Annotated in this window: 18 protein-coding genes; 6 read left to right on the top strand and 12 right to left on the bottom strand. The window is 70.9% G+C overall.

All coding sequences use genetic code 11. The annotated features are described in order from the left end of the window. Positions 1-39: 39 nt before the first annotated feature. From AB5L52_RS03560 to AB5L52_RS03535, 6 genes are read right to left on the bottom strand one after another with little or no spacing between them, the layout of a single operon-like run. The gene (locus AB5L52_RS03560; protein ID WP_369362602.1) at positions 40-2,757 is read right to left on the bottom strand and encodes a hypothetical protein; all 2,718 of its coding nucleotides are present in this window, start codon (positions 2,755-2,757) and stop codon (positions 40-42) included. A gap of 4 nt (positions 2,758-2,761) precedes the next feature. Further along, a complete protein-coding gene (locus tag AB5L52_RS03555) occupies positions 2,762-3,106 on the bottom strand; it encodes a hypothetical protein (RefSeq protein WP_351577907.1) in 345 nt (114 codons plus the stop codon). After that, a complete protein-coding gene (locus AB5L52_RS03550) occupies positions 3,103-5,787 on the bottom strand; it encodes an ATP-binding protein (RefSeq protein ID WP_369362601.1) in 2,685 nt (894 codons plus the stop codon). Before AB5L52_RS03550 ends, AB5L52_RS03555 begins: the two co-directional genes overlap by 4 nt. Beyond that, on the bottom strand, positions 5,784-6,344 hold the full coding sequence (locus AB5L52_RS03545) for a hypothetical protein (RefSeq protein WP_351577913.1): 561 nt from the start codon (positions 6,342-6,344) through the stop codon (positions 5,784-5,786). The genes AB5L52_RS03550 and AB5L52_RS03545 overlap by 4 nt, the downstream gene beginning before the upstream one ends. Next, positions 6,341-6,682, bottom strand: coding sequence for a hypothetical protein (locus AB5L52_RS03540; RefSeq protein WP_351577916.1), 342 nt, complete (start codon positions 6,680-6,682; stop codon positions 6,341-6,343). Before AB5L52_RS03540 ends, AB5L52_RS03545 begins: the two co-directional genes overlap by 4 nt. Beyond that, entirely contained in the window at positions 6,679-7,569 is an 891-nt protein-coding gene (locus tag AB5L52_RS03535; protein ID WP_369362600.1) for a conjugal transfer protein, read from the bottom strand. Before AB5L52_RS03535 ends, AB5L52_RS03540 begins: the two co-directional genes overlap by 4 nt. Positions 7,570-8,938: 1,369 nt before the next feature. Here AB5L52_RS03535 and AB5L52_RS03530 point away from each other — a divergent pair. The 3 genes from AB5L52_RS03530 (at position 8,939) to AB5L52_RS03520 (ending at position 13,450) form a co-directional block, all read left to right on the top strand. After that, positions 8,939-10,393, top strand: a complete 1,455-nt coding sequence (locus tag AB5L52_RS03530) for a hypothetical protein (RefSeq protein WP_369362599.1) — start codon at positions 8,939-8,941, stop codon at positions 10,391-10,393. Continuing rightward, on the top strand, positions 10,390-11,862 hold the full coding sequence (locus AB5L52_RS03525) for a hypothetical protein (protein WP_369362598.1): 1,473 nt from the start codon (positions 10,390-10,392) through the stop codon (positions 11,860-11,862). The genes AB5L52_RS03530 and AB5L52_RS03525 overlap by 4 nt, the downstream gene beginning before the upstream one ends. An 892-nt stretch (positions 11,863-12,754) precedes the next feature. Beyond that, positions 12,755-13,450 carry a restriction endonuclease gene (locus tag AB5L52_RS03520; RefSeq protein ID WP_351577924.1) on the top strand — a complete coding sequence of 232 codons (696 nt, stop codon included), beginning with the start codon at positions 12,755-12,757 and terminating at the stop codon, positions 13,448-13,450. A 35-nt stretch (positions 13,451-13,485) separates the two neighbouring features. Here AB5L52_RS03520 and AB5L52_RS03515 read toward each other — a convergent pair whose 3' ends face one another. From AB5L52_RS03515 to AB5L52_RS03505, 3 genes are all read right to left on the bottom strand, one after another. After that, the gene (locus AB5L52_RS03515) at positions 13,486-13,692 is read right to left on the bottom strand and encodes a hypothetical protein (RefSeq protein WP_351577926.1); all 207 of its coding nucleotides are present in this window, start codon (positions 13,690-13,692) and stop codon (positions 13,486-13,488) included. 893 nt (positions 13,693-14,585) lie between these two features. Beyond that, positions 14,586-15,269: a hypothetical protein gene (locus AB5L52_RS03510; RefSeq protein WP_351577928.1), complete on the bottom strand. Its 684-nt coding sequence runs from the start codon at positions 15,267-15,269 to the stop codon at positions 14,586-14,588. Between the two features lie 55 nt (positions 15,270-15,324). Further along, complete coding sequence (locus AB5L52_RS03505) at positions 15,325-15,462, bottom strand: hypothetical protein (RefSeq protein WP_351577930.1); 138 nt, start codon at positions 15,460-15,462, stop codon at positions 15,325-15,327. Positions 15,463-15,539: 77 nt separating this feature from the next. On the opposite strand from AB5L52_RS03505, the gene AB5L52_RS03500 reads away from it, so the two are divergent. Next, complete coding sequence (locus tag AB5L52_RS03500) at positions 15,540-15,671, top strand: hypothetical protein (protein WP_351577932.1); 132 nt, start codon at positions 15,540-15,542, stop codon at positions 15,669-15,671. Between the two features lie 81 nt (positions 15,672-15,752). Here the strand turns inward: AB5L52_RS03500 and AB5L52_RS03495 are convergent, their stop codons facing one another. Genes AB5L52_RS03495 through AB5L52_RS03485 form a run of 3 tightly spaced genes read right to left on the bottom strand, consistent with a single transcriptional unit; the run spans position 15,753 to position 18,471 of the window. After that, on the bottom strand, positions 15,753-16,223 hold the full coding sequence (locus AB5L52_RS03495; RefSeq protein ID WP_351577934.1) for an NUDIX hydrolase: 471 nt from the start codon (positions 16,221-16,223) through the stop codon (positions 15,753-15,755). Then, positions 16,220-17,473 carry a DegT/DnrJ/EryC1/StrS family aminotransferase gene (locus tag AB5L52_RS03490; protein ID WP_369362597.1) on the bottom strand — a complete coding sequence of 418 codons (1,254 nt, stop codon included), beginning with the start codon at positions 17,471-17,473 and terminating at the stop codon, positions 16,220-16,222. The genes AB5L52_RS03495 and AB5L52_RS03490 overlap by 4 nt, the downstream gene beginning before the upstream one ends. Then, positions 17,470-18,471: a Gfo/Idh/MocA family oxidoreductase gene (locus tag AB5L52_RS03485; protein ID WP_351577938.1), complete on the bottom strand. Its 1,002-nt coding sequence runs from the start codon at positions 18,469-18,471 to the stop codon at positions 17,470-17,472. The genes AB5L52_RS03490 and AB5L52_RS03485 overlap by 4 nt, the downstream gene beginning before the upstream one ends. Before the next feature lie 206 nt (positions 18,472-18,677). Here AB5L52_RS03485 and AB5L52_RS03480 point away from each other — a divergent pair, with 206 nt between their 5' ends. Beyond that, entirely contained in the window at positions 18,678-19,604 is a 927-nt protein-coding gene (locus AB5L52_RS03480; RefSeq protein ID WP_351577940.1) for a helix-turn-helix transcriptional regulator, read from the top strand. Next, positions 19,523-20,065 (top strand): hypothetical protein, encoded by a 543-nt coding sequence (locus tag AB5L52_RS03475; RefSeq protein ID WP_369362596.1) that lies wholly within the window; start codon positions 19,523-19,525, stop codon positions 20,063-20,065. The genes AB5L52_RS03480 and AB5L52_RS03475 overlap by 82 nt, the downstream gene beginning before the upstream one ends. Positions 20,066-20,305 lie beyond the last annotated feature (240 nt).

The raw sequence follows: 20,305 nt of genomic DNA, 5'->3' as shown, positions 1-20,305 counted from the left end.
CCTGACGCCGGCGTTCCGCGTCGCGCTCGGTCCGCCGCATCAGATCCTGCATCCGGGCCGTGCCTCCTCGCGCGCCTGGTTACGCGCGCTCCCACCTCCGGGTAGAACGGGCCCGCCGCGATCGAGCCGAGCCTGGGGCGCAGGGCCGTCCCGGCGTGCGAGAGGCGCCGGGGGCGGAGTTGCCGCAGGACCTCCCGCCGGCCGAGTGGGCCGTGCGGTGGCAGGGGCTGGCCGACCCGAAGGACGACCGGAGGGCGCAGGCCCTGAAGGGCCAGCCGCGTGGGGGGCGGCGGCCGGAGTGGCTGCGGTCGGCATGCGGCAGCTGGCGAACGGTCCGGGCCCACCGCGGTCGTCGGTATGGTCCCGCATCACCCGTGCCACATGACGCCCCGTGTCCCCCCACGCCCGGCCGTCCTCGCGGACGGTGTTGCCCCACACGCGCACCTGCTGCCGGGCGTCCTGGGAGTAGCGTGAGGCGCCCGCCCGGGCCCGGAGGACGTTGGCCGGCAGACCGACCGTCGCCCCGTAAGCTGCGCGGCCGCCGCGGTGAAGGATGCGGTAGCCGCGGAAGCGGACAAGCCGGTTGTGAGCCCGGGTCGCCAGCAGCGTGCGGTCGCCGTTTTGGTCGTGCAGTACCTGGCCGGTGTTGCGGTCGACGATGTGCCCCTCCTCGTCGCGGTACCGGTCACCTGGGCCAGTGGGGCGTCGTGGCCCTGCGCCCCCTGGTCCGCCCGGCCCTCCTCCGGGCGGTGTGCCTGGCTGCGGGTCACCGCCCGCGGTGGGCCTTTGCCACCTGGCCAGCTGGTCCCGGTCCGGGCGGCGGCCGATCAGTAGCCAGTGCGCACCTCTCAGGCCGAGTCGTGTCCCGAGCCCACCCACAGCGGCCGCCGCGGTCAGCGGTGCGAGCCCGCGCCCGGCCTCGGCCGTGGCGTCGGCGAACATCCGGCCGGTGTCGACCGGCATGCCCGCGCCGTCGAACAGGGAGGTGAGCGCGCCCATCAGCCGTTGCCGGGTTCCGAGCATCCCGAACCTGCCCCCTGCGCCGCCCGTGAAGGCCCGCAGCCCGCCGCCGTATCCGCCCATGGCAGCAGGGGAGTTCATGGCGAGCGCGGCGCCGAGTTCGGACGTGTCGCCCGGCATGTGGGTACCGCCGACCTTGGCGTAGCGCATCCGCATGGCCATGCGCTGGCCGAAGGAGGAGATGCCGGCCAGCAGGCGGCGGTGCCCGGCGGCGCCGGCGATGGCGAGGACGTCGATCAGGAGGATCCGCTCGACCATCAGGTCGGGTCCGTTGGTGATGGTGGCGTCCACCGCGATGCCGAAGAACGGCACGAAGGCGCAGATGCCGACCATCGCGAGAATCGCGATGCCCCACAGGGACAGCCACTTCCACACGGACTGGCGTGCGGGGCCGGGCAGCATCCCGGCGACGAAGGTGACGCCGCCCGCGGCTGCGGCCGCCACGCAGATGCCCTGGGTGCCGAGCAGCACGATGGCGCTGGAGAGCAGCATGCCGCAGATGAACAGTGCTGCGACGAGCAGCAGGGCGGCGCCTCCGACTCGCCACCAGGTCGGCTTCTCCGCATACTCGGCACAGGATTTGCCGACGGGGCCGGCTCTCTTCATGTCGGAGAGAAAGGCCATGAACGCCTGGTCCTCGTCGGTGACGACCGCGTTCGGTGAGTCCAGCAGATCCCCGCTCGACGTCAGGGGCGGCAGGGTCTCCTTACGGAGTACGCCCTTGTCCTCTTCGCAGAACTCCTTGGCCGCTCCTTTGATCATGCTGCAGGCGTCCTTGGCCTTTTGCCTCTTCTCCTTCCAGTCCTCGCAGGTGGACCGCATCGGCGGGGCGAACTGGCCGCAGTTCGTACCCATCTGGACGTCGGGGTTGTACCAGCCGCTGACCCATTTCAGATGGACGGCGTAGGCCTTGGCATCGGACGCCTTGGAGGGGTCGAGGGTGCGTCCATACTCGAGCAGCATGTACGGCTTGACGATCAGTGCGTTGGTGATCGAGTCCTGCAGCGGGCGGGCCACGTCCTCGGCGGTGACCGGAGCTTCGCCTTCTCGTTGAAGGCACTTCAGCTCGGCCCTGCCGGCCATTCCGTCGCAGGGGTCCTTGCTGGCGATCTTGCCGCCCCAGTGGTAGTAGTTGACGCTCTGCTGGGCGACGCTGGCGGCCACTTGCTGGCCTTGGCCCAGCGGGCCGTCCTTCGCGAGCAGGTAGTCGGGGCGGACGAACGCGGAAGCCGCGAACGCCGCGATGAGCAGGGTCAGGAAGATCTCGCCCAGACCGCGGCCGACCCGGCCCCGCACGATCATGAAACAGGCGAACACGAACGCCCAGGCCAGCAGCAGACCTTTCAGCCCGAGGGTGTCAACGACGATGTGGTCGTAGGTGTCGGCGACCTTCTGCGCCGGGTGGATGAGGATCTTCAGGAGTGGGAACCGGAAGGCCAGCTCGATGGCCCACCCCGCCAGCCCGACCAGCAGCCGGATCAACGTGAACAGCCCGGACAGGGCGAAGGCCAGGGCCCGTCCCCTGAAGTTGACGATGGAGCCACCCGAAGCGTTCAGGTCGTAGCCGTCGATCGGCACCCCCTCGGAGGACGGGATGTTCAGCGGGGAGAGCAGGTCCCCGGTCTCGCTACTGCTGCTCGCCGCGTACACGACCTGGGTGTTGACCATGAGGAAGACCCCGGTGAGCAGCACTACGAATCCGGCTGCGCGCAGGGTGCCGCGGTCTGGGCGGAACATGGTGTCAGCCCCGCTTCTGCGCGGCCGAGCGGCGGCTGCGCCACAGCACGAGCGCGGCCACCCCGGCTCCGGCCGGCACCAGCCGCCAGGCCGCCCCCGCGTGGTGGTGTCCCGAGGTGGCGGTGCCGCGTTCGCAGTACGCCTTGGCCGGGCCCACGATGGGCGCGCAGCGGTCGCGGTGGCCGCGATGCCTGTCGGCGGCGAAGGCCTGCCCGGTGTGCGGCCACCACGATTGCGGCAGGCCGACCGAGAGGGCCAGCACCAGTACGCCGGCGGCCACGGCGGCCACGGTCAGGATGCTGCACGCCGCGGCGATGCGCCGAGAACGGTCCCAGGAGGAGGAGATCATCGGTGGTATTCCTTCGGGCGGGCATCGGCGGCGTTGGGCTCGGATGCGGTCGGTGAGCCGGCGCTCGTGCGTCGTCCCGGTGTGGTGGTGATGGAGGAGGCGATGCGTGTGATGCGGGGGATGACGGCCTTGACGCGGCCGGTGTTCTGCCGGGGGCAGGCCAGCAGGAACTCGCCCTCGCGGCCCTTCTGCCCGACGGGGGACAGGCCTGTGGTCACGAGTCGTACGAGTTCCGGGTTGTGGGGGTCGAGGCCGACGAACTCCAGGCCGCGGCCAGCGCGTTCGCGGTCGGTGGTTCGGGCCAGTGCGCGGTAGGCCATCAGCCCGCGGTCCGGGCCGAGTTCCTCGGCATCCTGTGAGCCGGCGATGAGGCCGGCGCCGTGCTTGCGGCCGTCGTGGAGGATCTCGTGGACCAGGGCGGTGCCCTCGGCTGAGCTGGTGAGCCAGTACAGCTCGTCCAGGACCACTGCGGTGAAACGCTCGGGGTCCTCGAACGCGGTCTGCCGGGCTATCGCGGCGATCAGGTAGAGCACGGCCCGCCCGATCAGCGCTTCCAGCGGCTGCTGATGCAGGATCTCGGGGTTGGTGAACGCGGCCTTCGGCGGCAGTTTCAGACCGGTGGTCGTGATCACGATCATGTCCGAGGCGCTGGAGGCGTCCAGGCGTACCGGAGGCAATGCCGGGTCGAACACCATCGCCGCCAGGGAGTTGGCGGCGACCACGCGGATGAGGCCGGCGAGGGTGGCAGCCGCGTCCTGCCGCTTGCCCGCCTCGCTCGTGGCCATCTGCTCGAGGACTTCAAGGACGCGGTGCATGGACGGCTGCGGATCGGCGGCGGCCTGCTCGACGGCGTGGTGGAGAACCTCGCCGTTGGTGCTCATCGGGCCGATGCCGAGTTGCAGGGTGAGGTAGGACAGGGCGTAGTGGCGGCCCTCGGGGCCGTCGAACATGCGCAACGGGTCGATGGACACCTCGGCCTGCGCGGCGTCGATGATCTGTACGCGGCCTTTGGCTGCGGTGCGGGCGAAGGTGGCCCACTCGCGTACCGGGGTGCGGTCGATGCAGATCGCGCAGCCTCCGCGCGCCCACACCGCCTCCGACACCAGTTTCTGCAGGACGCTCTTGCCCGCGCCCAGGTCCCCGACGATGCCCATCGAGGCCGAGGCGTCCACCTTGGGCGCATCCGCCACGTTGATCATCACGGGGCGGGTGGTGCCGCAGTCCAGGTCGATCCCGAGGAACATGCCGTTCGGGTCGCCGACCTCGGAAACGGTGAAGGCGCCGCCCAGCGCCCAGTCCTCGCTGATCTGGTGCTGGGTGAACTCCCGCACCACCCCTGGCCGCACCGTGCCGGGCAGGCCCAGGGTGAACAGTGGCTCCTGCAGTCCGGCCGGGCGCACCGCACGGTAGTCGGCGCCGCCGAGCAGCGCGGCCAGGGCGCGGGCCCGGGCGTCGCAGACGGCGGCAGTCGGCCCCCACACGGTCAGCACGGTCACGGACTGGACCTCGACCTCGACGGACGTCCGCGACAGGCGGGCGTCGAGCTCGCCCAGGTCGCGGGCGGCGTCGGTCAGCGAGGCGGGCATGCCGGTGGGGCGGGCGTCGTACTGGTCGGCCTGGTCGATCAGTTCGTTCTTCTTGCGCCGCACCTGGTCGCGCGCCCGCTCCGCCGGGACCAGGGTGAGATCGACGGTGTAGTCGACGGGGAAGTCCAGTGTTTCCAGCTGGGCGAACAGGTCGGCGGCGTCCTGGCTGACCGTGGGAGGGCACTCGGCCAGGGCGAGTTGGGCCTGGTAGCCGACGCCGGCGTCCGTTTCGACCTGGAGCCAGCGCCGGCCGAGCGGCGAGCCGGTGTTCAGCCGCCACCAGGCCTTGCGGCCCGACCGCGTGATCTGGCCCGCGTTCTTGAGCTCGTCGACGTCGTCGAGTTCGGGGTCGATGCCGCCTTCCTGCAGGCGGACCTGGCCGAGGTCGGCGTAGCTGGGGGAGCGCAGCACGCCGTCACGGACGTGCCCGCCGTACAGCTCGCTGGTCTCGGCCTCGGCGAGCAGCGGCTCCGCCAGGCCGCGGTGGAGGGCGTGCTGGATCATCCACACGATCTCCGCCGGGCGGGCCGGACGGAAGGCGACGCCACCGGCGAGTGCGGCCTCAACCCGCGAGGCTTGCTCGCGGTAAGCGGTCACCTCGCGCCGCGCCACCGGTGCCGGGCGCAAGCCCAGCGCCGGGGACAGCTCGGCCCACGCCGCGCCGAGGGAAGCCGACATTTGAAGCCCGGCCGTCTCGGTCTTCAGGGGCACGGCCAGCCACAGGGTGCGGCGGTGCATCTCCTGGTCGTCCAGCAGATCCAGGGTGGCCTCCACGTTCTCCACCCACGGATGCCGGCCCGCGCCCGGCGCCTGCTCGGCCGGCTCGATGCCCTCGATCATCCTCAGGGCGACCTCACCGGCGTCGACCTGCGCGCACAGACCGAACAACCGAGGTGCCCCGGACAGCGACCGCACCAAATGCGTGACCCTGGCGAGCTGTTCGTCGCGGACCGCTGCGGGCACGTAGGTTCCCTGGACGGTCTCCTCGCGCTGCCCCTGCGCATCCGGGCCCGGGTGAAGGCGGTAGATCGCCCACACGCCGCCCTGGACCGACCACACCAGGTGCCCGGCGATGTGACGGACAGGAACCCTCACCGCGCACCCCCCTCTCCGGCGAGCGCGAGCAACTGCTGCACTCCCGAGACCGGCGTCCCCGGTGCGGGAGCAGCCGGTTCGATGCGGCGGCGCGCGGACTTGCGGCCCGCGGCCGGGTGCGGGCGCGGCGCCCGGAGGGCATGGGACGGTGCGGGCTCCGTCGGGGGCGCGTCTTCGATTGCGCCTTCGATCGTGAAGCCGCCGAGCAGCGGCCTCGGTCCGCGGTCGCGGGCGGCCCGCCCGCCGATCCGCCCTCCCCGCGGCTGCCAGCCGAGCAGTACCCAGTCCACTGCGGCCTGCAGCGGGGCCCGACCCCGGATCTTCGGCCGACGCACTGCCCAGATGGCCAGGATCCACGCGACGAGGGGGACCGGTCCCATCCACGACCACCAGCTGATGGTCTTGATCAGGAGGAAGCCGCCGCCGACGGCGACCGTGATCTGTGCGGGGGTGTAGGGGCCGAGGGGGATTCGCCAGTCGGCGACCTTGCCCAGCACCCAGGGGTGGCGGCGGGCGGTGGTGTAGAAGCGGCCCACCCGGCCGGCGGCCGCGCTCATAGCCAGCCTCCGACGCCCGCTGAGTGGTCACGGTGGGCGGGGAGTTCGGACGTCACGGTGCCGGGGACGGCCGCTGCGCCCCTGGACGGGTTCTTCACCTCGTCGGTGAACATGTTCGCCAGGTCGTTGCGGCTGTTGTACAGACCGAGCGCGATCACCATCAGCAGCAGGGCGCCGATCCCGGCCTTCAAGCTGAACTTTTGGATCATGATCACGACGACGAGACAGACCAGACCGGCCTGCAGGCCTTTGGTCGCCCAGTCCTTGAACATGGTGATCCAGCTGTTGCCGAGGTCGTCCAGCTGCCCGGCGAGCATCACGCTGTGCACCGTGTTCATCGGGCACCTCCGCCCTGGGCGGTCCCGGACTCAAGCGCGGCGATCTCCCGCCGGCCCGAGCGGGCTCTGAGAGTGAGCTCGTACGCCAGCGGCCACAGCCCGCCGCTGTCCCGGGCTTCGACAGCCGCCTGGACGCGCACCGTGGTGCCGTCAGCGGGGACGGACCCGGCGGCCCCGGCCTCCTTGATTGCGAGCAACTGCTGCACCGTGGCCGTGGCGTAGGGCGCGGGGGAGACAGCCGACAGCTTCACGCCGGGCCCGAGGTAGCGGTCGACCTGTCCGGCCCCGGTCAGGTACGCGCTGAGGAACTCCCCGACCGCCACCGCCAGATCGCTACCGGATGGGACGGTCACCGTGTACGGCGACTTCGGCACCTCAGCACGAGCCGGGCCGGCCACCACGCCGGGGGCGCCGGTCACCGTGAACGAGCCGCCCGCAGTGTCGGCCACCACGGGGACGACGAAGTAGCGCACCCGGCCGTCGGCGTACTGCGCAGCCACCGTCACCGCCCACTCGTCGGTACCGCGCTGCCAACTGCGCACCGCGGCCACCGACTGAGGCTTCTGCTGCGCATCGGCCGCCGGGTCGGGCAGATCGACGTCCGGCGCCATCGACTGCGCAAGCCGCGACTGCGCACCGTTCTCGTCACTGGTACTACTGCGCAGCCATGCGCCGGCGAACAGCTGCGCATAGCCCGCCGGGTCGGCGCCGGCCGTCGTCGTGCGTACGGCGGTCGGCTTGGCCGAGGGGGCGGCCGCAACCGTGGTCGGGCCGGACATCACGGTGACGCCCAGGGCGACGGGCCCGGCCGCGATCGCGGTGAACAAGGCCAGCCGCGACAGGCGCACGCGGCGCCGCATCCTCTCCAGCCGGGCGCCCGCGGCCATCGCAGCACCAGCCTCACTCTCTGAGGCCTGCTTGCCAGGAGACATGGTCAAACTCCCAGGTCAGAACGTGTACTTGCTGACCTTGAGAAAACCTGCGGGCCCCGACCAGACCACCGACCATGAACCCCCGACCACGGTCACGATGAGGACACAAAGCCCGTGGTCGGGCCTGTGGTCGGGCCGACCATGAGCCCGACCACGGGCCCGGACCACGGTCGGGCGCGACTGAGCCGACAACCGCCGTGAAGAGGGCGAGACAGGGAGCTGGCCGAGGCATCGGGGGGACGCAGCTCTGGGGGCAGTCCTCCGGTGAGTCGTGCGTGACGCCGTCCTCAGCAGTCAGCCGTCGCAGCCCGATTGCGCACGCTCTGCCGGGCGTGCGGCCCAAGAAGGAATTCACCTCCGGTGTGCGCAGCGGCCTGCACATGCCGACTGCGCAGGACCCCCGGATGCGTTGCGCAGCCGTCTGCGCAACGAGTGCCACCTTCGCTTGCGCAGCGGCCATTGCGGATCCATCCGGAGCACCGCGGGACACGCCATGGTCGGCCCGACCAAGAGCCCGACCACGGCGGCCCATTGCGCATTGCTGTCGTGACCGACGGTTGGGGCGGAGCCGTCAGGCTGGTCCGATGGCGTCCTGTCACCTGCAACACCGACGGGGTTGCACGTCGCGGGACACGTCCGGCTGGGTCGCGGGGTCGGCGGGTGAGATGACGGCATGGAACACACGCACGCGCCCGTATCCAGGCCACCGGGCATCCCACCCCGTTGGGCGCGGGGCGCTGCCCTGGCTGCCGTGCGGGTCCCGGAGTGTCCCCGCCCCGATGGACCCCGACCACGGTCACGGTAAGGACACGAAGTCCCTGGTCGGGATCATGGTCGGCCCGGCCAAAGCCCCGGCCGTGGGCTGGCGGCAGGCCGTCTGCTTGGCCACGAGCTCCCGCGCCGGGACACTGATGCCGGGTTCGTTCCCCCGGGCGACTGGGCCAACCACGGCTGCGCAGTGCGAACCTCGACCTGCGCAGCGGGATATCAGATGGCACGGACCGGCGTGCGCAACGGCTCCCTCCCCGTGCCCCATTGCACACGCCCCTCGCCTGATTGCGCATGGCCTGCGTACGGGCCGCACCGCGGGACGGGAGCGTGGTCGGCCCGTCCATGAGCCCGACCACTGCAGCCCATTGCGCGTGTTGCCGGATCGTGACCGATGGTCGGGGCTGGTGGTCGTCAGGCTGGTCGGGGTCGGCGGGTGAGCTGACGTCATGGAACACACACATGCGCCCGCCTGCAGGCCTACCGGACATCCCACTCCGGTGGGTGCGGTGTGCTGCCCCGGCTACCACGTGAGGTCCGTGCGGGGGCGGGCCCGATGAGCGGTTTCGGGGCGGGGATCCGCCGCGGCGTGATGGCGGCCGATCAGTTCACCCAGATCGCCAACGGGCTGTTTCGCGACACCGGGTTGTCGTACAAGGCGAAGGGGATCTTCGGATATATCAGCACGCACCGGGACGGCTGGCAGGTGACGATCGCTGACCTGATCCGTCTGGGGTCCGATGGACGGGAAGCCGTGCGCGGCGGGCTGAAGGAGTTGGAGACGCACGGCTACCTGATTCGGGAACGCCTGCGTCGACCGGGCGGCACTCTCGGGGAGATCGTCTACTGCATCACGGACCGCCCGGCTGCCCTGGACGTCGCCCTGATCGAAGCCGGCCTCGCGGGCGTATCGGCCGAGTCCGGGCCCGACAGCGGTTTCGGGGCGGGGATCCGCCGCGGCGTGATGGCGGCTGATCAGTTCACGCAGGTCGCCAACGCCTTGTTCCGCGACTCCCGGATCTCGTTCAAAGCCAAAGGATTGTTCGGGCTGCTCAGCACGCACCGGGACGGCTGGCGGATGACCGTCACCGACATCACCCGCCGCGGGCGCGACGGCGAGGCAGCTGTGAAGAGCGGGCTGAAGGAGCTGGAAGGGCACGGCTTCCTCGTGCGGGAACGCGAGCGCGGCCCGGACGGCACCCTCGGCGCGGCCGCGTACTTCGTCACCGACTTGCCCAGCCTGCAAAACCCCAGGTCGCAACCAGAGTCGGGTTTTCCACCAGTGGATAAACCTACGTTGGTTCATCGGCCTACTAAGAACACCAACCGTAAGAAGACCAACAAGCAGAACACCAGAGCCGTCCCTCCGTGCAGCCGCAGCGAAGCCGCGCGAACACCAGGACGCACGGGACAGCCGGACACGACGATCACGCCGCCCGGACCTCCAGCGGACGAGATGCACCCGGGGATCCAACTGCTGCTCGAACTCGGAGCGGCTCGCCCCGAGCTCCTCCTGACCGGACAGACGCTGACCGACCAGGGCCGTGTCGTGACCGTGATGCTGGAAGTCGGCTGGAGTCGCGAGCAGCTGCGGCACGTCATCGCCGCCCGGCCGCTGCCGAAGCCGGTACGCACCTCCGTCGGCGCGATCATCGCCGCCCGGCTCCGCGCTGCCCAGGCCTACCCGCCACCCGCCACCGCCGCCAGCCAGCACCGCGGCGCGCCCCCGGAGGACGAGCTGCCCACGTGGCGGGAGACCAAGCGGTCCTCCACCGCGTCTGCCGCCCGCACTGTGAGCGAGGCCCTGACCTACCGGGCCCTCGTCGAATGCGCCGGCTGCGGCGTTCCCGGAACGGCCCCCGGCGAGGACCTCTGCCCGGCCTGCCTCGACTGGCCCCTGTGCCGCACCTGCCCAGGACCGACCCCTCGCCGCGCTCACCCCGAGGGCGACGGCCGCTGCACCACCTGCACCTCCGCCCTGACCCATCCTCCGGAAGCGAGCACCGAATGACGGACACGACCCACACACCACCCCGGATGACGCCCCAGCAGCCTCAGCGTCCCTTCGCCCGCGATCCCCGACGGTGGGAGGCGGAACAGGCGCGGGCGCTGCGGACCGGCCACGTCTGCCACGACACCGCATGCCCCGGCACCTGCGAGCCCGCGCTCGTGTACGAGCGCACCGGATGGGGCTGGCTGGCCTGTACCGTACCCGGTGACGGCACTCTGCCCGAACACCCGAAGCAGATCGGGGTGCTCACCCCGGGCGCGACGAGGACACAGCGGCTGGCCATGCGCTGGCTGACCAGGCGCCCCGCCATCCGCATCGCCCTGACCCGCACGAGCCCCGTGTCCGTACGGTTCTCCGCGGCCGCCGTGGGGATCATCAGCCTCTTCGCAGCCCTGTTCGCCCTGAACCGCGGCATCCCCGCCGACACCGTGCTGCCGGCGATGCTGCTCGCACCCCTCCTTGCCGAGCACCTGCCCGACCGGCTCGACGAACGGGCCGGCGAACACGTCCGCATGGTCGAACACGCCGCTGCCTGCCAGTACCTGCAGCGCCTGGCCACCCTGCACACCTACCTCGTCCAGACCGCCGCCGACAACGACCGCTACGAACTGCGCCGCTCGGCCGAGATCGGCCAATACCTGCTGTGGGACGCCGCCGGCCTCCTCCAAAACCAGGACACCCGCACGCTCTCAGCCCAACTCATCGATCGCGAACGGCTGATGCTCCAGCTCGCCGACCAAGTCACCCAGACCCTGGAGCCCATCCGCACCGAGGCCCGCTCCGGCGAAACGAACCAGCCCGGCGGCCACGAGGGCCCGTTCGGCCCGTACCCGCCGGGCAGCCAGCCGGCCACACCTCGCCCCACGCCCGGCACCTCACTACCGAAGGGAACCATGTCCATGCCCCAGCCAGAATCCAGCCAGGCCGACCGCACCACGGACGTCTACCTCCTCTTCGCGCACGAGCCGTACTACCCGGGCCCCGGCGCCCGCGAGATCAACACCACCGTGGTGGCCGCCGCCTCCCTGCTGCACCCGCAGGTGCGCCAGCCCGACGGCGCCCGCATCCACGATCTCCTCACCCGCGGGCGTCAACCGGGCGAGATCATTCCGCTGGCCACCCTCACCCACGAACTGGGCGGAGGCGCTGACTGGCCGAAGGTCGGCGACTGGGAGCGCGTTACCACCGACGTGCTGCACCTCGTCCGCTCCGGAGAGTGCGATGACCTCAGCCTCGGCCTGTCCGAGATCGCGCGCGCCCTCGTCTGCACCGGCCCGTACAACCACGTACGCGCCTATGACGCCGCAGCCGACGACTTCATCGTCTACGGGCCCGCCGAGCGGGCCGCCGTGCTGGCCGAGGTCGACGTGTTCCTGACCAGCCTCGTGACCGAACGGGATCTTTGGCCCGGCGACGGCCTGCTGGCCCCACTCGCCCGCCCCGCCTGGACCGGTCAGGAATCCGGGTGATTTCAGGTATCCGAAGAAGGGGGAGTCCCCATGCTCAGTGCGTGACGCTGTCGGGGATCTTGAAGAGTGGGAGCTCAGGGGCCCAGGTGGCGGCCGGACCACGCTTCCCCGGCGTTGGGCTGTTTCGCCTGGTCAACGGATTGTCGCCGCGCGTCCGTGGACTCCGCAGCGTCCAGGATCAGGCCTCTGTTACGGCTACGTCAACAGCCACGGCATGCGACAAGCCCGCTACGGAGCCAGGAGAAGTCCCACGTCCAGCACGTCCTCACCGCCATCGCCGTCAACATCGAGCGCGTCAACGCAGAACTCACGACGCCCACGACAGAACGCCGGCCTCAAACACCCACCGCGCTCCAGACCTTCCTGGACTGGCAGCGCATCCCAAGGCCAACTCCATGGCGCACCACAGGGAAGTCTTGACCCTCAAGATCCCCGACAGCGTCACGCACCGAAGGATTCGACGGCATGTCTGCGCCGTACCCTGGCCTGTTCGCGACTCCTTTGATCGCGTCTTGTGGTGATCTCCTGACCGGTTGTCAGTGCCTCCTGACAGCATGGCTGGTTGCAGTGATGGTGCTACGAGGGGGGAGGCTCTCATGCCTTGGGTACGGCCGTACGTGCGCTCTGACGGGACGCCGGTTCGCGGGCATTCGAGGTGGGCTCCGGGCGCGAGACGGGAAATGACGATCTTCGCTCTGTTCGCGTTAGCCGTGGTCGGGTTCGGCAACGGTCACGCATCTGCGGACGGGGCGGGAGGCAAGGCGGTGCCGGGCCTGCGGTCGACGGTCCACTACCCGATCCGGTTCGACGCGACCCCGACGTGGAAGCGGGGGCCGCAGCCGACGCCGACGGTGTCGTACCCGATCCGGTTCGCGTCTCAGCAAGGGGCCCGGTGAGCAGGCGGCCGCCGGCGCGGCGGCGCACGAGGCGGCCCGGTCGCCGGCGTCAGAGGGACTCCGAGCTGATCGGTTATCTTCTGGCGGCGGCCGTGGTGATCGCGGTGGTGGCGGCGGTGGTCCACTGGCTGCTGGTCCACTGGTGGGTGCTCGTCCTGGTCGTGGTACTCGCCGTGCTGGCCGGTGGGGGCTGGCTGTACAGCCTTCGGCAGCGGGCCCATTGGGAGGCGGTACGGGCGCAGGGGCTGCGCTACGGGCTGCCGCAGCTGGACGCGCTGCACCATTCCCGGTTCGAGGACGCGATACGGGATCTGATGCGCAGGGACGGCTGCCGGGACGCTCAGCGGGTCGGTGGCGGCGGGGACCTGGGCGCGGATGTGAAGGCGACCGATCCGTACGGGCGGCGCTGGGTGATCCAGTGCAAGCACCGCCGCAACGGGGCCCGGGGCGCGGCGGTGGGCACCCCGGACCTGCAGGTGCTTAACGGGACGGCCCGGCAGGTGCACGGGGCGGACGTCGCGGTGATCGTGACGAACGGGCGGGTGACCGCGCCGGCGGTCACGTTCGCCAAGCAGCAGCGGCTGCACGTGGTCGACCGTCAGACGCTGGGCGTGTGGGCGGCCGGCTCGCGCCCGCTGTGGGAGCTGCTACGGGCCGTTCCGCCTCCGCGTCGCTCAACTTCGCTGAGCTGAGATTGCGGGGACTGCGACTGGCCCGGGGCGGATGTCTACTCGACGGGTCCGGGCTGGTCGCGGAGCTTCTGCACGGCCTCGGTGATCCGGCCCTCCCGGATCGCCCTTGCTTGCGCGGCCGTAGCGCTTCGCATCGTCTTGCGGACCTCCGCGAACGGAGTGCCGCTGACCCGGATGTCGTAGCCGGTCTCGTACTCGCTGTCGGGGCGTGTAGCAGTGCGGGGCCCGGTCGGTGGTGTCACCGACCTTCGTGCCGGTGTAGCCGTGGGTGTGCCAGCGGACGCACCAGCGGCACCAGACGCGGAGCAGCATGGCGCGCGGGCCAGCTACGCCCTCGGTGCGTTCCTCGATGAACCCGGGAAGGCTGGGGGTGCCGTTGGGCTGCGGGGTGTCGTGGCTCATCAGCTCTCCATACGATGTCGGCTGCGGAGCCTTCTGGGCGGCAGTGTGACGCCGAATCGGATTCGCACCAAACGGCCTGGTGGCGGAGCAGATCTGCGGCCGCGTTCTCCTCGTCGTTGGAAGCTGTTGGGGCTGCTGGCGGGTGCTGGCGGGTGCTGGGGTGCGTTGCCGGACGGGAGCGCCTGTGCGCCCTGCATGCCCTCTCCACGAACACGGCCTGTACGCCGCACGGTCAAATCGTGGGGGATACCTGGGAGCAGGAGTGTGCGGGGCGCGGTGACGGCAGCGGATGCCCGTGTGCGGCCGTGCTAACGATCGACGCGGGGATCGCGGTGTACCGGTGCGATGACTGCCGGCACTACTGGGAGCTGGACGAGACGGAGCCGGGACGCCGGGCGGACGAGGATGATGGGCGGACCCGGCCGCTTGGGGATCCGAGGGAGGCAGGGCCGGGAACAGCGGCGTAGTGCGACGTCGCCCCGGTAGGGGCCGCCGTAGTAACCGGCCACGAAAACAACGGATATCGCTGACCTGGGACAATGCTGCTCGGAATGCGGTGTCGTCCGGGGAGCACGCCGTGAGTGCTGCGACTCAGCCCCGTCGTCGGGCTGCCGGGTCGCGTGGGGCGACGTGCTGGGCGACGGCGTCGACTCTGGGGCGAGCGTAGCGTTCCAGGGACCGTACGGAGGCGTGACGGGAGCATCGGGGGGGGTGCCCTGCTCGGCATCGTGCGTCAGCGCGGAGTGTCGGAGCCGGTGCAGAGTGAAGCCTTCCAGCGTCTCGATGTCCTGCTCGCGGGCGAGTGGGTTGGCCAGCAGCCGCGTGGACTCCTCGAAGATCTCCTCTGCCCGGCGGTAGGACAGGCGGGCCCGGCCGGTCTCCTCGCCAGCGCCTTGGGATTGGCGAGCTTGCGGCCGCGCTGCTCGCACGCCTCGTTGGGTCGGATGGCGGTCGGGATGTGGCTCAGGTCGATGGCCTGGTCCGCCAGTCCGCGCAGCGCGGTCGCAGCGAGTTCGTTCTCACCGGCCTCCGCGGCGAGCTTGAACGAGTGGACGTGGTAACGCTGGGTCAGGCTCTGCGCCCCGGCATCCCGCGCCATCCCCCCGATGAGCTGGAGGAGTTGGGACGTGGCCGCGAACAGTTCGCGGCCGTCCTTCTCGGTGCAGGCGCCGTCCAGCCAGGGCTTGACGTCGTCGATGAGGTAGCGCACGGCCAGGTGGCGGGCGTGGCCTCCGCCGAGTTCGGATGCGGCATCGCCGAGCGCGGTCGTCATCGAGTGGACGGCGTCCACCTCGCCCATGCCGACGTGGATGCGGCCGGGACGTTTCACGCGGCGGGTGACGGCCTGGGCGTCGGTGAGGTCCAGGGCCGCCAGGCCAACGGCAGCGGTCGCGGTCAGGAACTGCCGTCGCTCCACGTCCAACCTCCCGAGCAAAATGGCCGAGGCCACGGTATCGCTGGCTGGGATCTCTTCACCTACCGGAAAGATCGATGCCCAACTCCTGCTCGATGTACGGCAGCCAGTCGACCGGAACCCGCTTGCCGGCCTCCCGGCGATACACCTGTTGCCGGCCGAAGCCCGGCTTGCCCCAGCGCGCCACCGACGGCACCGCCGGCTTTCTCGGACAAGGCGCCGTACGACCGGAGGGTGGCCTGGTGCCCCCCGCCCTTGCTGCCCAAGGAGTAGGTGGACCAGACCGCCGACGACGGGCTGATCGTCGCCCCGCTGCCGATCGCTGCCGTGCCCAACATGGAGGTCAACCGGAATACGGCAAAAGTGGGCCGTTCGGGCAGCAATCCGCAGGTCAGCGGCTTGTGACGCCGCACGGGCGGCAGTGGGGCCCCGGCCACCCCTTGTGCGGAGGTGGTGGCCGGGGCTCGCCGCGGGCTGGGGAGCTGGTCAGGCCGCCCGATTGCGCCAGGTGTCGAGGACGGACTGGACTGCGCTGGATACCCGGTTCTGCTCGGAGTGGTCCGCCCACAGGTGCGCGTCGTGCTCGGCCTCGGTGGGTTTTACCGTCTGATCGGTTGTGGCGACGGTGACGGCGAAGTTGAGCTGGCGGCTTTTGCGTCCGCTGCCGGAGCGGTAGTCGAAGTGGCCCAGGTAGTCACCGACGTCGGTGACCGTCAGCCCGGTTTCCTCGGCGACTTCCCGCCGCAGGGCCTCGATGAGGTCCTCTCCGTCGTCGACGCCGCCGGAGGGCAGCTCCCACAGGCCGCCGAGGTAGTCATCGGCGGCGCGATGCAGGAGCAACACCTTGCCGTCCGGGTTCGCGATGACGGCACCGACGACGGTCTTTTCGATGCCTTCGGTTTCAGCGGTACGGGTGAGGTCTTCGAGGAGTGCGGTGTTGACGGGCGACGGGCTCACATCAGGTCCTTCGCGTGGGCGGCGACTTTGGCGATGGCCGTGGTGTAGGCGTCGGCGAGGTGACGGTCTTCCTCGTGATGCCATACCGGCAGCTTGATCGTGGTGGCGTGCACGTACTCGGCCGCCGGGAAATCACCGGCAGCGGTGCGCTGGCGGTCAGCGTAGCCGGGCAGCAGGGACCCGGGCGCCTGGAACAGCGGATGGGTGTGCAGCGGGCAGGTCGATCCCGGCTGGTCTGCCTCGGTGGCGCCTTCCGCGTGCAGCGCGGCGAGGAACCGCTGAAGCGGCAGGCCGCCGAGCTCGGCCGGCTCGTAGCGCAGCGGCAGCGTGTACCACGACGGCCGCGCCACTGCGGGCAGGTCCGGCACGCGGATGCCGGGCACGCCGTCCAGGGGCGTGCACATCCGGCCTGCGATGTCCTGCCGCCCGGCCAGGTAGGCGTCCAGGCGTCCGAGTTGAGCGTGGGCGAGCGCGGCGGCGAGCGGGTGGATGCGCAGTTTCAGGCCCATGCCGGTGACCGCGAACCGCGCGAGAGGGTGGCTGGCAGGGATCTCGCGGCGGCACCGTTTATTGAACTGGCCGTGTAGCAGCACTCGGTAGTACAGCTCGGCATCGTCGGTGGCGACGAACCCGCCTTCCCCGGCCGATAGCGGCTTGGGCCCATTGAGGCTGAACGCCGCGGCCGTGCCGAAGGAGCCGGTGCGCTGGCCGTTCCAGGTGGCGCCGTGGGCGTGGGAGCCGTCCTCCAGCAGCATCAGGCCGTGCTCGTCGGCGAAGGCCACCAGGGCGTCCATCTCCTCGGGCAGGCCCCACAGGTGGACGGCGATCACGGCTTTTGTGCGGGCCGTGATGCGGCGGGCGGCGTCGGTGAGGTCGAGTTGCCCGCGGTCGTGGACGTCGGCGAGGACAGGGTGGGCGCCGAGGTGGAAGAGCGGGGTGGCGGTGGCATGAAAGGTGAGCGCCGGGACGATCACCTCGTCCCCGGGGCCGATTCCGGCGGCGGCATACATCGAGTGCAGCGCGGCGGTCCCGGTACAGGTAGTGACGACGTGCCGGACGCCGAAGTAGGAGGCGAGCGCGTCCTCCAGGTCGGCGACGACGCCGGAGCGGTCGGGGATGGACACGGCCGTCTCCAGCTGACGGGCCACCGCCTCGCGGTCGTCGACGGCGATCGGCGGCCAGGTGAAGTGCGGGGCCGGGGCGTGGATGGCGGGTTCGCCGCCGAGCAGTGCGAGCGGGGAGTCCGTCATGCCAGGTACTCCTTCGGATCGACGGGGCGAGTGGTGGTGGCGGAGGCGTAGGCGGCGGCCAGGAACGCGGCGTGCAGCAGGTGTTCGGCGGGGCCGGAGGGGTTGGGATGGATGCCGTCCAGGACACGGCAGAAGTGGTCGATCTGTACTGCCGGCGGGCACGGCCAAGCGGGCTCGCGCAGCAGCGACTCGACTACCTGCCCCGCCGGGTCCAGCAGGCGTACGGTGCCGCGCTCGATGGCCAGGGTGCCGTGCGGGCCGGTGATGTCCAGGTGCTCGGTCTTCGGGCCGGCAGAGCGGGATACCAGCAGCGAGCCGTACAGGCCTGAGTCGTAGGCGAGGTGGACCAGTGCGGTGTCCTCCGCGTCGTACTCGGCGCCCGGTACCGCGGCGGCCGAGGTGTCGGCCAGGATGCGGTCGGGCAGGCCGAGATACCACAAGACCAGGTCGATGAGGTGGTAGCCCATGTCGGCCAGGCACCCGCCGCCGGCGAGCTTCGTCTGTCCGCGCCACCCGGCAGCCGGGTCCGGGCAGTGGAAGGTGTACCGGCCCTGGACCAGGTACGGGTCGCCGACCTGCTCCAGCAGTTGGAGGGCGGCGGCGTAGACGGGGTGGAAACGTCGCTGTACGGTGACCATCAGCTCGATCCCGGCCTTCTTGCACAGGGCGGCCAGGTCAGCAGCCTCGTGCGGGTCGGTGGAGAACGGCTTCTCCTTCAGCACGTGTACCCCCGCTTCGGCGCACGCCTCGATGACCTCCCGCCCGGCGTGGTGCGGCACCGCGACGATGACGAAGTCGGGCCGCACCTCCTCCAACAGTTGGCTCACCACGGTGAAGCCGGGCACCCGCCGTGCTTCCTCCTCGGCGGTCACGCGGTCCGCGTCGACATCGCAGACTCCGGCGAGTTCAGCGAGCCGGCACTCAGCCAGCCCGGGAAGGTGGTCCTTGCGGGCCTGGCCACCAAGTCCCACCACAGCGGCCCTCTTGCGTAACAACATCGCTCACACCCCTTTCGGATGTGCTGCGGCGGCCCTCTGCCCGGGCCGCCTGCCCCTCGAGGACACCGCTGTCGGCGCAGCGGTGGCAGGGGCGTTGCCACGGGCCGCAAGCCGGTTTGCATCCGGTGCAAAGCACCTGTTCTCGCCCCGCGCGGGCGGGTACGGTGTGCGGCAGCGCACCTCTCGCCCGGCGAGCGGGGAACGGTATGGATACGGTCCGAACACACCAGTTACGGGCGGCGGCTGCGAACCCTGGTGAGCTGGTCCGGCGGGCCCGCAAGAAGCAAGGCCTGACCCTGGCTCAGCTCGGCGTACGGGCTGGCTACTCCGCAGCGCAGGTCTCCCGGTACGAGCGGGGCGTCTCGCCGTTGACGGACGTCACCGTGCTGCGGCGCTTCGCCGACGCGCTCGGCATCCCCCCGCAGGCCCTCGGCCTGACTCCCCAGCCAGAAGTCCGCCACGGGCGCGTCATCGGGCCGATCAGCGCCTATCCACGGCTTCCGGGCCCTAGGGTGGATACGGCTCGTCAGGAGGACGGGGAGGATCCGGTGCGGCGCAGGCAGCTACTGGCCAATCTTGCAGTGACGGCCGCCGCTGCAGCCGGCGCCCCGATCCTGACCACGGGCAGGACAACAGCAGACGAGGCCGCACTCGGCGAAGTGCTCACCAGCCGCCTCCGCGACGCGATGCTCGGTCTGCATACCCCCGTCGCCGTCCCGTCGGCAGCCGCTCTCCAGGCCGAACTCTCGTGCGCCTTCACCGACTTCCACGCCTGCCGGTACGGCCAGCTTGCCGTCCGCCTGCCCCGGCTGATCTGCGCAGGCCACGCCCGCAGCACCGCCGAGGGCTCGACGCAGGACGGCGGGCTGCTGGCCCACAGCTACCTCCTGGCCACACGCATGCTGATCAAGCTGGACGAACAGCAGCTCGGCTGGATGGCCGCCGACCGCGCCCGCCAGACCGCCCAGGCCATCGACCAGCCGCTCCTGGTGGCCGAAGCCGCCCGCCACTCGCCGTACTCGCCCGCAAGGCGGCCTGGTACCAACAGGCGATGTCCATCGTCCTCACGGCCGCCGACCATCCCAGCCTGCGCGGTGACGCCCCGGCTCTGGCAGCTCAGCGGGGCCTGCTGATCCAGTCCGCCGCCTACACCGCCGCGCGCACCGGCGACGCGGCCGGGATGCGAGAGCTGACCGGCGAAGCTGCGGCCATCGCCACGCAGCTGGGCGGCACGACGCTGCTGCGAGACCACGGCGGCGGCTTCAGCCCCACCACCGTCCAGCTCCACCTCATCTCCGCCGAGAACTCCGTCGGCGACCCCTCCACCGCACTGGCCGCCGCGAAAGCAGTAGCACCGCAGAGCCTGCCCAGTACCGAACGCCGCGCCCGCTACTACACTGACATCGCCGCCGCATACGGCCACTGGGGCCGCCGGGACGACTGCATCCGTGCCCTCCTGGCCGCCGAACACCACGCCCCCCAAGAGACCCACGCCCGGCCCGCGCTGAAGTCCCTGGTATCCGGGCTACTGGTATCCGGGAGGACCACCACCGAACTCCGCGGACTCGCCGCCCGCGTCGGCGTCCTGAACTGACCCGCCCGTGGTTTACCGCAGCAGTCCGAGACAGTGTCATAACGCGCTGATCTGCAGGTTCTTGCCTCGACGGCACACATCTGCCGTACTCCGGCTGTCCCCCAACGCAACCGTGGTCGCCAAGGTCCGCATCCGCAGCGGGGAGCCGTCCGTGGAGGCGGTGTTCACCGGTGGGTACATCGAGGCGACCACCTCCCCGAAGGACAACCTCGACCTCCCCGGCCCGTGGGTGGACTGGGA

It is taken from the genome of Streptomyces sp. CG4, assembly GCF_041080655.1.
In the GTDB taxonomy this organism is placed as follows: Bacteria; Actinomycetota; Actinomycetes; order Streptomycetales; family Streptomycetaceae; genus Streptomyces.
The sequence above is the reverse complement of the archived record's forward strand: the minus strand, read 5'-3'. Positions and strand labels throughout refer to the sequence as shown.